This window comes from Oerskovia merdavium, from assembly GCF_014836755.1.
Classification (GTDB): domain Bacteria; phylum Actinomycetota; class Actinomycetes; order Actinomycetales; family Cellulomonadaceae; genus Oerskovia; species Oerskovia merdavium.
In genome coordinates this window covers 24,061-36,525 of record NZ_JACSQF010000030.1, presented here as the reverse complement: position 1 = coordinate 36,525, position 12,465 = coordinate 24,061, and the positions used below count along the sequence as shown (strand labels likewise).

General features: G+C 72.3%; 10 protein-coding genes. 9 read left to right on the top strand and 1 reads right to left on the bottom strand.

Features of this window, described 5'->3' with window-relative positions:
• Positions 1–666 precede the first annotated feature (666 nt).
• The 8 genes from H9641_RS19295 (at position 667) to H9641_RS19260 (ending at position 9,359) form a co-directional block, all read left to right on the top strand.
• Positions 667–1,953 (top strand): Gfo/Idh/MocA family protein, encoded by a 1,287-nt coding sequence (locus H9641_RS19295; RefSeq protein WP_191806031.1) that lies wholly within the window; start codon positions 667–669, stop codon positions 1,951–1,953.
• A gap of 157 nt (positions 1,954–2,110) precedes the next feature.
• Complete coding sequence (locus tag H9641_RS19290; RefSeq protein ID WP_191806030.1) at positions 2,111–3,382, top strand: ABC transporter substrate-binding protein; 1,272 nt, start codon at positions 2,111–2,113, stop codon at positions 3,380–3,382.
• A 78-nt stretch (positions 3,383–3,460) separates the two neighbouring features.
• The gene (locus H9641_RS19285; protein ID WP_225220737.1) at positions 3,461–4,465 is read left to right on the top strand and encodes a carbohydrate ABC transporter permease; all 1,005 of its coding nucleotides are present in this window, start codon (positions 3,461–3,463) and stop codon (positions 4,463–4,465) included.
• Positions 4,462–5,394: a carbohydrate ABC transporter permease gene (locus H9641_RS19280; RefSeq protein WP_318244698.1), complete on the top strand. Its 933-nt coding sequence runs from the start codon at positions 4,462–4,464 to the stop codon at positions 5,392–5,394. The genes H9641_RS19285 and H9641_RS19280 overlap by 4 nt, the downstream gene beginning before the upstream one ends.
• 5 nt (positions 5,395–5,399) lie before the next feature.
• Positions 5,400–6,506 carry an NAD-dependent epimerase/dehydratase family protein gene (locus H9641_RS19275; RefSeq protein WP_318244697.1) on the top strand — a complete coding sequence of 369 codons (1,107 nt, stop codon included), beginning with the start codon at positions 5,400–5,402 and terminating at the stop codon, positions 6,504–6,506.
• Entirely contained in the window at positions 6,506–7,660 is a 1,155-nt protein-coding gene (locus H9641_RS19270) for a dihydrodipicolinate synthase family protein (RefSeq protein ID WP_225220736.1), read from the top strand. The genes H9641_RS19275 and H9641_RS19270 overlap by 1 nt, the downstream gene beginning before the upstream one ends.
• 7 nt (positions 7,661–7,667) lie before the next feature.
• On the top strand, positions 7,668–8,693 hold the full coding sequence (locus tag H9641_RS19265) for a hydroxyacid dehydrogenase (protein WP_191806029.1): 1,026 nt from the start codon (positions 7,668–7,670) through the stop codon (positions 8,691–8,693).
• A 90-nt stretch (positions 8,694–8,783) separates the two neighbouring features.
• Positions 8,784–9,359 (top strand): tRNA (cytidine(34)-2'-O)-methyltransferase, encoded by a 576-nt coding sequence (locus H9641_RS19260; protein WP_191806028.1) that lies wholly within the window; start codon positions 8,784–8,786, stop codon positions 9,357–9,359.
• Between the two features lie 46 nt (positions 9,360–9,405).
• Here H9641_RS19260 and H9641_RS19255 read toward each other — a convergent pair whose 3' ends face one another.
• On the bottom strand, positions 9,406–9,942 hold the full coding sequence (locus tag H9641_RS19255; protein WP_191806027.1) for a hypothetical protein: 537 nt from the start codon (positions 9,940–9,942) through the stop codon (positions 9,406–9,408).
• A 237-nt stretch (positions 9,943–10,179) separates the two neighbouring features.
• Between H9641_RS19255 and helR the strand changes: the two genes are divergently transcribed.
• Positions 10,180–12,339, top strand: a complete 2,160-nt coding sequence (gene helR / locus H9641_RS19250) for an RNA polymerase recycling motor ATPase HelR (protein WP_191806026.1) — start codon at positions 10,180–10,182, stop codon at positions 12,337–12,339.
• Positions 12,340–12,465 lie beyond the last annotated feature (126 nt).

The window sequence follows — 12,465 nt, the reverse complement described above, 5'->3', positions numbered from 1 at the left end:
CGTCGGTCTCGGCTCGGTCGTCGGTCTCGGCTCGGTCGTCGGTCTCGGCTCGGTCGTCGGTCTCGGCTCGGTCGTCGGTCTCGGCTCGGTCGTCGAGCATGCGGTTTCCGCCCGTCGACCATGCGGTTGTCGTCCCAGATCGCACGGATCGCGACGCCCACCGCATGCTCGGCGCCGGTGCCGGGCCTGCGCGACCAGCCCCGGCACCGGCGCCGAGAACGAGGTTCTGCCACCTCGACCACGAGGTTGCGGTCGTTGTCAGCGAGATAGCGACCGCAACCTCGTGCTCGGCACCGAGAGGAGGGCCCCGCCCGCTGACCCGCACGACCGACCCGCGTCCCCACCCCGGTCGAGCCCCGCCCCGGCCGCATCCACCCCGGCGATCGGCCCCACCCCGTCGGCCCACCCCGGGCCCGGGCCGCCCTCGCCCCGGCCCCACCCCGGCCGCCCCCGATCGGTCCGCCCGAAAGATAACGACTCGGTCGCAAGTTGACCTGACGGGCTGTCAGGGCGCAGGATCATCTGTCATAGTTGCTATAGCAAATAGCAAAAGAAGCCGTACTCGCCCGGCCCCTCACCGCACCACCCGTTCGCTCCGCACCACCCGTTCGCCCCGCAGCCCCCGCAACGAAGCAAGGACCGCTCGTGACCCGCAATGATGCACCTGTGACCGTCGCCCTCGTGGGCGCCGGCAACCGTGGTCAGACCTACGCACGCTGGATCGCCGCGCACCCCGACCGTGCCCGCCTGGTCGCGGTCGCCGACCCGCGCCCGTTCCAGCGCTCGCTCGTGGCGTCCGGGTCGGCGGCGGCGAACCCCGACGCCGCCCCCGTCGCGGAGTTCGCGGACTGGGAGTCCCTGGTCGCAGCGGGCGACGAGACCACGGGCGCCCCCGCCCGCCTCGCCGACATGGTCATCGTCGCGACCCAGGACCGTGAGCACCGCGACCCGGTCGTCGCCCTCGCCGCCCAGGGCTACGCGATCCTGGTCGAGAAGCCGCTCGCCCCGAGCCCCGAGGAGTGCCGCGACGTGGTCGACGCGGTCGAGGCCTCGGGCGTCCTGTTCGGCGTGTGCCACGTGATGCGCTACATGCCGTACACGGACCTCATGAAGTCGGTCGTCGACTCGGGCGTCCTGGGCGAGGTCGTCAACGTGCAGCACCTCGAACCGGTCGGCTGGTGGCACGACGCGCACTCGTACGTGCGCGGCCCGTGGCGCTCGGAGAAGACGTCGAGCCCCATGCTGCTCGCGAAGTCGAGCCACGACCTGGACTGGATCCGCTACGTCACGGGCAAGCGGATCACGACGGTCGCGAGCTTCGGCTCGCTCAAGCACTTCCGGCCCGAGGAGCGTCCCGAGGGCGCGGCGGACCGCTGCCTGGACTGCCCGCTCGAGCCGACCTGCCCGTACTCCGCGCCGCGCCTGTACCTGGGCACGCTGCGCGAGAAGGGCGCCATCTGGCCCGTCACGGTCGTCACCGACGGCACCGACGAGGCCTCGGTGATCGAGGCGCTGCGCACGGGCGACTACGGGCGGTGCGTCTACGCGTCGGACAACGACGTCGTGGACCACCAGGTCGTCGCGATGGAGCTCGAGGGCGGTGGAGCGGCGACGTTCACCATGACGGCCTTCTCGGAGCAGGACCACCGCAAGACGCAGATCTTCGGGACCCACGGATGCCTCGACGGCGACGGCGAGAAGATCCGGGTCACCGACTTCCGGGACGGCTCGGTCACGGTCCACGACTCGGGTCACCACGGTGCGACCAACGCGGCCGACGACCACGGCGGCGGCGACTCGGGGGTCATGGACGCGTTCGTGCGTGCGGTCGCGACGGGCGACGCGTCGCACGTCCGCTCGGGCGCCGTCGAGTCCCTCCAGAGCCACCTCGCCGTGTTCGCGGCCGAGGAGTCACGGCACTCACGCACCGTCGTGGAGGTCCCGGCCCGCTAGCAGCACGTCCCGTCCGGACGGGTACCCCCCGCCCGGGCACCGAAGCAGCACCTCGCAGGGAGCAGCGAAGCACCCGAGAGCACCACCGCACGACCCCCGAAACATCCAGCAAGCATCCAGCACGGTAGTCATCGTTCGACGTCAAAGGAGCACGAAAATGACCATGCCGAAGAAGCACGTGGTGACCGCGATCGCCGCGATCGCCAGCCTCGGCGCCCTCACCGCGTGCAGCGGTGGCGGCACGACCGGCAGCTCGACCCCCGTCCCCTCGGACGGCGCGGCCTCGGGCTCGGTGACCATGTGGACCTACCCCGTCATCGCCGACGAGGCGGCCCACAAGAAGTTCTGGGACGAGCAGATCGCCGAGTTCACGGCCGAGAACCCCGACGTCGACGTCAAGGTCGAGATCTACCCGTGGGCCGGCCGCGACGAGACGCTCGCGACGGGCATCGCGGGCGGCAAGGGCCCCGACGTCGTCTACCTCATCCCCGACCAGCTCCCCAAGTACGCGAAGTCCCTCGCGGCGGTCGACAACTACATCACCGACAACACGGGCGACCTGCGCGAGAACGCCGCCAAGTCGGTGAGCATCGACGGGGCCATGATGGGCGCGCCGCTGATCATGAACTCGAAGCCGCTCGTGTGCAACGCCGCGGCGTTCGACGCGATCGGCGAGTCGGGCAACTACCCGGCCACGTGGGACGACCTGATGACCCTGGCCCCGAAGTTCAAGGACGCCGGCTACGACGTCACGAACTACTGGGGTGCGGTCGACGCGACGCTCAACGAGTCCTTCTACCCGCTGCTGTGGCAGGCGGGCGGCTCGGTGTTCTCCGAGGACGGCACCGAGGTCGCGTTCGACTCCCCCGAGGGCATCGAGGCGCTCCAGTTCGTCACCGACCTGGCCGAGGGCGGCTTCGTCGAGAAGGACCTGCTGACGACGATCCCGGCGTTCGAGCAGACCCGTACCGCGCAGGGCAAGATCGCCTGCACGTGGCAGCAGGGCCCCGGCGACGTCGCGAGCTTCTGGGGCGAGGAGAACACGGTCGTGCTCCCCTCCCTCAAGGAGGCCGAGTCGATCGGCTACGGCACGGTCGGCTCGCTGGCCCTCATGAAGAAGGCCGAGAACCTGGACGCAGCGGGCAAGTGGCTCGCGTTCGCCACGCGCCCCGAGGCGTCGGCCGAGTACGCGAAGGCCGCGGGCTGGTTCACGCCGTACACCTCGCAGACCGGCCTGTACGGCGACGACGCGACCATGGCGGCCCTCGAGGCCACGCTCGACGCCACGACCTCCGGCGACCTCAACGAGAAGTCCCGTGAGGTCATGGGCATCCTCGCTCCGGAGATCCAGGCCGCGCTCATCGGTCAGAAGACCCCCGAGCAGGCCATGAAGGACGCGGCCGCGGCCGCGAACCCGCTCCTCGGCTGATCTCGCACCACACCCACCGGGCCGGGAGGCCGCCGCTGACGCGGCCCCCGGCCCGGTGAGGCGAAGGAGAAGAACCTCATGACAGCAACCACCCCGTCCGGAGACGTCCTCGGGACAGGCGTCCAGGGCTCGCTGCCCGACGGCGCCACGCCCGTCGCGCGGAGCGCGTCCGGTGGGCCCTCGGGCCCGTCGGGCAGCAAGGCCCCCTCGACGTTCCGCCGCACCATGGCCCGCCGCGAGGCCCGTATCGGCCTGCTCTTCGCGCTCCCGGCCTTCCTGCTCTTCCTGGCCTTCCGGTTCGGACCGGCGATCGCCGGCGTGGGGCTGAGCTTCTTCGACTACACCATCGGGGACACGGCCACGTGGACCGGCCTCGACAACTTCGAGCGCATGGTCAACGACCCGATCTTCTGGTCCGCGATGCGCGTGACCCTGATCCTCAGCGTCCTGATCGTGCCGCTGTCGCTCGCGATCTCGACGTTCATGGCGCTCCTGGTCCGCCGCTCGTTCCGCGGGTCGGGCTTCTACCGCTCGGTGTTCTTCCTGCCCGTGGTCACGAGCCTCGTGCTCGCCGCGACCGTGTTCACCTGGGTCTTCTCGACCGGGGGCCCATGGTCGCAGCTCATGGGCCTGATCGGCCTGTCGACCGACTCGTGGCTCGGCAGCACGACCCTGGTCCTGCCCGCGCTGGCCCTGGTCTCGATCTGGTCGCGCTTCGGGTACGGGATGCTCATCCTCCTGGCCCGCATGCAGGACCTGCCGCGTGAGCTCGAGGAGGCCGCGGCGCTCGACGGCGCGAACGCCTGGCACCGGTTCTGGCACATCATCATGCCGCAGCTCAAGCCCACGCTCTTCTTCCTGGCGGTCATCGAGACCACGGCGTCGTTCCAGATCTTCGACCTGGTCTACACCATGACGGGCGGCGGGCCCGCCCGCGCGAGCTACAGCCTCGTCTACCAGATCTACGACCAGGGCTTCAAGTACTTCGACCTCGGCTACGCCAGCACGCTCGGCGTCGCCCTGTTCATCATCACCATCGTCGTTGCGTTGGTGCAGCGTCGCCTCATCGGGAGGGACAAGTGACCACGCTCGCCACCCCCGGCACCCCGGGGCACCCCGGGACCGCTGCCGGTACCACCAGCCCGACCGACCTCACGCCCACGGTGCGCCGCAAGCGCAGCAAGAACTCGGGCATGGACCTGACGCTACGCGGCAAGATCGTGCGGTACGTCGTGCTGAGCCTCGCCGCGGTCGTCACGATCTTCCCGTTCTACGCGATGGTCGTGCTCTCGCTCAAGCCTGCGGCGGCGATCCAGTTCCCGCAGAGCCTCATCCCCACGAACCTGGGCTTCGCGGCCTACGAGCGCGTGCTCGGTGCCGGGAACATCTGGACCTGGTTCGGGAACACGCTCATCTACTCGGTCGTCTCGGTGGTCCTGGTCCTCGCGTTCTCCGCGATGGCGGGCTACGCGTTCGCCAAGAAGAAGTTCCCGGGCCGTGAGGCCATGTTCTGGTCGTTCCTCGCGATGGTCATGGTCCCGTACCACGTGACCCTGATCCCGACCTTCATCCTCATGGCGCAGGTCGGCGGCCTGGACACCTACTGGGGCCTGATCCTGCCGACGCTCGCGAACGCGCAGGCCGTGTTCCTCATGCGGCAGTTCATCATGGACATGCCCGACGAGCTCTTCGAGGCCGCCAAGCTCGACGGTGCGTCCGAGTGGCGCATCTTCACGCGCATCGTGCTGCCCCTGTGCAAGCCGATCCTCGCGACGCTCGGCACGTTCGTCTTCCTGTGGCACTGGAACGACTTCCTGTGGCCGCTCATCATGGGCCAGGGCACCGACCACTGGACCCTCACCGTGGGTATCGCGTCGCTGCAGCAGCAGGACGTGCCGCTCAACATGATCCTCGCCGGCGCGACCATCTCCTTCGTGCCGATCTTCGCCGCCTACCTCGTGGCCCAGCGCTACTTCCAGGAGGGCGTCACCATGTCCGGAATCAAGGGATAGCACTCGTGTCTTCGACCTCACCCAGCCCTCTGCCCGCTGCCGCCGTCGCTCCTGCCGGCGACTCCGCCGTCGGGCGCCCCGCCGGCCCCTCCTCGCTCGCCGAGCTCGAGGACCTGCTCACCACGCCCTCGCCCGCGCTCGTCGCGGACATGGCCGCACGCTCGGGCGACCTGGTCGTCCTGGGTGCGGGCGGCAAGATGGGCCCGAGCCTCACGGTCCTCGCCCGACGCGCGCTCGACGCCGCGGGCCGCACGGGCGACGCCGTCCACGCGGTCTCGCGCTGGTCGGACCCGGCCCAGGCCGACCACCTGCGCGACGCGGGCGTGAACGTCGTGACGGCCGACCTCATGACGGGCGACCCCGCGGTCCTGGGCGGCCTGCCCGACGGCGCGGACGTCGTCTACATGGTCGGCGCCAAGTTCGGCACGTCGTCGGCTCCCTCGCTCGCGTGGGCCGCGAACGCCGCGCTCGTGAGCGACGTCGCGCGCCGCTACGCGGACTCGACCATCGCCGCGTTCTCGACCGGGAACGTGTACCCGCTCGTCCCGGTCTCCTCGGGCGGCTGCTCCGAGGACGACCCGACCGGGCCCGTCGGCGAGTACGCCATGAGCTGCCTGGGGCGCGAGCGCCTGTTCCAGCACGCGGCCCTCACGCGCGGCACCAAGGTCGCGAACATCCGCCTCAACTACGCGGTCGACCTGCGCTACGGCGTGCTGTGCGACGTCGCCGCGCCGATCCTCGCGGGCGAGCCCGTCGACCTGACCACGAGCCACGTCAACGTCGTGTGGCAGGGGTACGCGAACGAGGTCGCGCTGCGTGCGCTCGGCCATGCGTCCTCCCCCGCCTTCACGGTCAACCTCACGGGCCCCGAGACCGCGTCGGTGCGCCGCCTCGCAGGGCTGCTCGGCGCGGGGCTGGGCCGCGAGGTCTCGTTCCAGGGCGAGGAGGCCGGGACGGCCCTGCTCAACGACGCGAGCCTGTGCCACGAGCTGTTCGGGTACCCCGACGTCTCGCTGCGCACGCTCGTCGACTGGCAGGCGCAGTGGCTCGCGGCGGGCCTGCCCACGAGCGGCAAGGCCACCAAGTTCACCGTCCGCGACGGGAAGTTCTGATGGCCTCGGTCCTCGACGCCATGGAGCCCGCGTCGCTCGCGCTCCTGCGCGCGGGCACGGTCATCCCGGCCCAGCCGCTCGCGCTGACCGCCGACCGCCGGTTCGACGAGCGCCGCCAGCGTGCCCTCACGCGGTACTACCACGCGGCCGGGGCCGGCGGTGTGGCCGTGGGCGTGCACACGACGCAGTTCGAGATCCGCGACGTCGGTCTCTACCGGCCGGTGCTCGAGATGGCCGCGGAGGTGTCGCGCGAGACGCTGGGCGGGAACGCGCCCGCAGGTTCCGCGACCACGGGGCCGCGTCCGCTCGTCCAGGTCGCCGGAGCCTCGGGACCCACGGCCCAGGCCGTGGCCGAGGCCCAGGTCGCGGCCGAGCTCGGCTACGACGCGGTGCTCCTCGCGCCGCGCGTGGCCGGGTTGAGCGGCACGCGCGAGGAGGTCGAGCGCTACCTGCTCGACCGTGCGCGGGCCGTGGGCGAGGTCCTGCCCGTGGTCGGCTTCTACCTCCAGGAGGCGATCGGCGGGCCCCGCCTCTCGGTCGACTTCTGGCGCGGGTTCGCCGCCATCGAGGCCGTCGTGGCCGTCAAGGCTGCGCCGTTCGACCGGTACCGGACCATCGACGTCCTGCGCGGCGTTGCCGAGTCCGGCCGGGCGGACCAGATCTCGCTCTACACGGGCAACGACGACGCGATCATCGCCGACCTGGTCTCCGAGGTCGACGTCCCGGTCACGGGGAGCGCGAGCCCGTACACCGCGCGCTTCGTGGGCGGCCTGCTCGGCCAGTGGGCCGTGTGGACGCGCGGCGCGGTCGAGACCCTGCGCCTCGCCCAGGCCGCGCGCGGCGTCACGGCCGACGGCACGCTCACGGTGCCCGACGACGCGGCCCTGCGCCTCCTGGTCGCCCGTCAGACCGGGCTCACCGACGCCAACGCCGCGGTGTTCGACTCCACGAACGACTTCGCGGGGGTCATCGCCGGTGTGCACGAGGTCCTGCGCCGCCAGGGGCTGCTCGAGGGCATCTGGTGCCTCGACCCCGCCGAGACGCTGTCCCCCGGGCAGGCCGACGAGCTCACGCGCGTCACGGCCGCGTACCCGTGGCTCGGCGCGTCGGACGACGCGTTCGTCGCGGAGCACCTCGACGCGTGGCTGGCATGATTCCCCGATGAGCCGCACCCCGAGCGTCGTCAGCGTCTCCCCCGCGCTGCGGGCCGAGTTCTTCACGCCCGCGGCGTGGGAGACGCTGACCGCGCTGACCGACGTGGTGCTCGTCGACGACCCGGCCACGCTGGGTGCGACGCTCGACGCCCGGGCGGGCGCTGCGTCGTCGGGCCTCTCGCACGCACAGGTGCTCGTCATCTCGTGGGGGACGCCCCGCCTCGACGCCGCGTTGCTCGACCGCCTGCCGGACCTGCGCCTGGTCGCGCACACGGGCGCGAGCGTCAAGCCGTTCGTCACGCCCGAGCTGTTCGCGCGCGGCGTGCGCGTGACCCAGGCCGGGCAGGGCATGGCGCAGTCGGTCGGCGAGGTGTCGGTCGTGTTCGCGATGGCCCTCCTGCACCAGCTCCCGCGCTTCCACCACGGTCTCGCGTCGGGTGCCTCGTGGGAGGACGCCGAGGCCGCGCCCCCGCGGTACGAGATCGCGGGCACGCGCATCGGCGTGATCGGCGCCTCCCGGACCGGGCGGGCGGCGATCACCATGCTGCGCGCGCTCGGGGCCGAGGTAGTGGTCGCGGACCCGACCCTGTCGGCCGCGGACGCCCAGGCCCTGGGCGTCGCGCTCGTGAGCCTCGACCACCTGCTCGCGACGAGCCGCATCACCATGGTCCACGCGCCCACCCTGCCCGAGACGCACCACCTGGTCGGGGCGCGCGAGCTCGCCCTCATGCCCGACGGGGCGGGGCTCGTCAACACCGCCCGGTCGTGGCTGACCGACGAGGACGCGCTGCTGCGCGAGGTCGCGAGCGGACGGATCGACGCAGCGCTCGACGTGTTCGACGCCGAGCCGCTGCCCGTCGACCACCCGCTGCGGACCCTGCCGAACGTGCTCCTCACGCCGCACCACGCGGCCGCGACGGTCCAGGGTCGGCTGCGGCAGGGGTCGATCGTGGTCGAGGAGATCGGCCGCTTCCTCGCGGGCGAGCCGCTGCAGCACGAGGTCGACGCGGCCACGCTCACGCGGATGGGCTGAACCCTCCGAGCGGGCCGCGGGACGGGCAGGGTCTGGAGGTCACGCCCGCACCGGCCCGTCGGGCGGCGCCACGGTGGGAGAATCGAGACCATGCCCGACGACGCACCCACCACGTCCGTGCCCGCACCTTCGCCCGGGGTCACCGGTGCCGAGGACTGGCGCCCGCACCTCGGCACCGACGCCGAGCGCCCGGCCCCGACGCTCCCCCACCTCGTGTTCTTCGAGCCCCGCATCCCGGGCAACACGGGCAACGCGATCCGCCTCGCGGCCGTGACGGGCGCCCGCCTGCACCTGGTCGAGCCGCTGGGCTTCGACCTCGACGAACCCAAGCTCCGCCGTGCGGGGCTCGACTACCACGACCTCGCCGCGATGGAGGTGCACGCCGACCTCGAGGCTGCCCTCGCCTCGATGCCCGAGGCCCGCGTCTTCGCGTTCACGACCAAGGCCACCACGCGGCACACCGACGTCGAGTACCGCCCAGGCGACGTGCTGCTGTTCGGCCCCGAGCCCACCGGCCTGCCCGACGACGTCCTGGCGCACGCGCGCATCACCGACCAGGTCAAGATCCCCATGCTGCCCGGGCGCCGGTCGCTCAACCTGACGAACAGCGCGTCGATCGCGATCTACGAGGCCTGGCGCCAGACGGGGTTCGCCGGCGGGGTCTGACCTCGCGAGCCGTGGCCGGGCCGGGGGGCGGGAACGCCTCGAAGGATCAGCCGCCGACGATCGAGAGCTGACCGGACCGGACATCCTGGACGATCACCTGACCCGGCGCGCCGACCTGGGGGAACGCGAGGGCGACGACGACCGCCACCGCGACGACGCAGGCCGCCACGACGACGAGCCACCGAGATCCCGTCCGCCGGTCGGGTGCGAGGTCGTCGGACCGCCCCAGGGCGTCCAGGGCACGCGCTGCGCGGAGCACCGCCACGGTCAGCACCGCGGCTCCCCCCGCGGCGGTCAGGGCATGCGCCGTGGCCGCACCGTTGGCGACACCGTACTGCCACGTCGAGAGGTCGAGGCTGCCGGACCTGTCGACCGCGTGCGCCTGGAACGCCTGGGCCAGGCGCCTCAGCACGTACGAGACCCCGACCAGCAGGATCCCGACCGCCAGGAGGGGGAAGACCCGGCGACCGCGGGGCGTCGGTGGCGCGGGCTCTGCCGTCTCCGTGGCCGGGGAGTCCTCGTCCGGCTCGAGGTCGTCGAAGGTCTCTGCGTCGACGGGGACCAGCTCGATGGGATGCACCATCCGTGCATCCTGGCAGAAGCGACGCCCTGCGGGCCGGAGGGGCTGGGAACGGGGAGTGCTCACCCCTTCCACTCTCAAGATATAGCGCACAGGGGGCCTTGCGGCAAGGCCCCCGTCGTCCCGCAGAATGGTCGATCTCAGCCGCGAGCAGTGGGATGGAGAACCTCGGTCATGCGCGCCTCTTCGTCAGCCTTCCGGTCACCCCGCACCCGCACGAACCCGATCGGAGCCTCTCGCGTGCCCCCTCAGGACGACAGCCCGTTCGACCTTCCCGAGCGCCTCGCCGCGAAGGCGGACCCGGCCCTGATCGCCGCCGACGAGCGACACCTCGCCGCGGTCGCCGCGACCCTCGAGCACTCGGTCGCCGACCTGTCCGCGCGACTCGACGCCGCGCGCCGAGCCCCTGGCGGGTCCGGCACCGAAGCGCTCGAACGCGACCAGGAGATCCACCGGCTCAGCTCCCGGTTGCGTCTCCTGCAGAGGTACGGGATCGACCTGTGCCTGGGACGCCTGGTGCCGGCCGACGGGTCCGAGCCCGTGTACGTCGGGCGGCTCGGCCTGACCGACGCCGCCGGCCGACGCCTGCTGGTCGACTGGCGTTCGCAGCCCGCCGAACCGTACTTCGCGGCGACGCGTGCGCACCCCCTGGGGCTCGCGAGCCGTCGCCGGTACCGCTGGACGGGCGGGCGGATCAGCGACTACTGGGACGAGTCGTTCACCGCGGACGGTCACGACGACAGCGCCGCGCTCGACGACGAGTCGGCCTTCATCGCGAGCCTCGGCACCAGCAGGTCTCCCCGCATGCGGGACGTGCTGGGCACCATCCAGTCCGACCAGGACGCGATCGTGCGTGCCGACTCCCGCGGCGCCCTGGTCGTCGACGGCGGCCCCGGCACGGGCAAGACGGTCGTCGCGCTGCACCGCGCGGCGTTCCTCCTCTACTCCGACCCGCGTCTGGGGCACCACCACGGCGGAGTGCTCTTCGTCGGACCGCACGAGCCGTACCTCGCCTACGTCGCCGACGTCCTGCCGAGCCTCGGTGAGGAGGGTGTGCAGACGTGCACGCTGCGCGACCTCGTCCCGGAGGGGGCAGCGGCAGCGCCGGAGACCGACCCCGAGGTGGCTCGCCTCAAGGCGTCGGCGAGCATGGTCGCGGCGATCGAGCCCGCGGTGCGGTTCTCCGAACGGCCGCCGACCGAGGGCATGGAGGTCGGCACCCCGTGGGCCGACGTCTGGCTCAGCACGGCCGACTGGGCAGAGGCGTTCGCGTCGCCCGACCCCGGCACCCCGCACAACGAGGCGCGCGACGAGGTCTGGGAGGCACTGCTGACGATCCTCGTCGACAAGCACACCGACGAGACCGAGGACGTGCCCGAGGACCAGGTCCGCCGGTCGCTCCGTCAGAACAGGGACCTGGGCAAGGCCTTCAACCGGGCGTGGCCGCTCATCGAGGCGACCGACCTCGTCGCGGACCTGTGGTCGGTACCCGCCTACCTGCGGATGTGCGCCCCCTGGCTCACGCCCGCGGAGGCCCAGGCCCTGCAGCGCGACGACGCCCAGGCCTGGACCGTCGCCGACCTGCCGCTCCTCGACGCGGCGCACCAGCGCCTGGGCGACCCCGAGGAGTCGCGTCGACGACGCCGGAACCAGGCCGCCGCCGCGGCCGAGAGCGCGCGCATGGCCGACGTCGTCGACCACCTGATCGCGACCGACGACTCCGAGCTGCAGGTCATGTCGATGCTGCGCGGGCAGGACCTCCAGGGCGCGCTGGTCGACCCGTCCTCGCTCGAGACCGCGACCCCGGACCTGCTCGCGGGACCGTTCGCGCACGTCGTCGTGGACGAGGCGCAGGAGCTGACGGACGCCGAGTGGCAGATGCTGCTCCTGCGCTGCCCGTCGGGGAGCCTCACGATCGTGGGCGACCGGGCGCAGGCCAGGCACGGGTTCACCGAGTCGTGGGACGAACGGCTCACCCGGGTCGGGCTCGACCGGGTCCGCTCCGCCTCGCTGAGCATCAACTACCGGACCCCGGAGGAGGTCATGACCGAGGCCGAGCCGGTCATCCGGGCCGCGCTCCCCGACGCCAACGTGCCGACGTCGGTCCGGCGCTCCGGGGTCCCCGTGGTGCACGGCGGCACGGCGGACCTGGACGCGATCCTGGCGACCTGGCTCGCGACGCACGACGACGGCACCGCGTGCGTGATCGGCTCCCCCTCGTTCGCGGGCACGCCGCGCGTGCGGTCGCTGACCCCGGTGCTCGCCAAGGGGCTCGAGTTCGACCTGGTGGTCCTGGTCGACCCGGAGTCGTTCGGCGAGGGGATCGAGGGAGCGGTCGACCGCTACGTCGCGATGACGCGCGCGACCCAGCAGCTCGTGGTCCTCGCTGACGGTCGCTGAGCCCGGGGCACCCCGGCGGCCCGGCGGCGGGACACCGGACACCGCAGCGCCGAGGGAGGTACCGCCAGGAACTCCCTGCCTCGTGCCGACGCCCGTAGCGTCGAGGTGAACCGATCGTCAGCACGA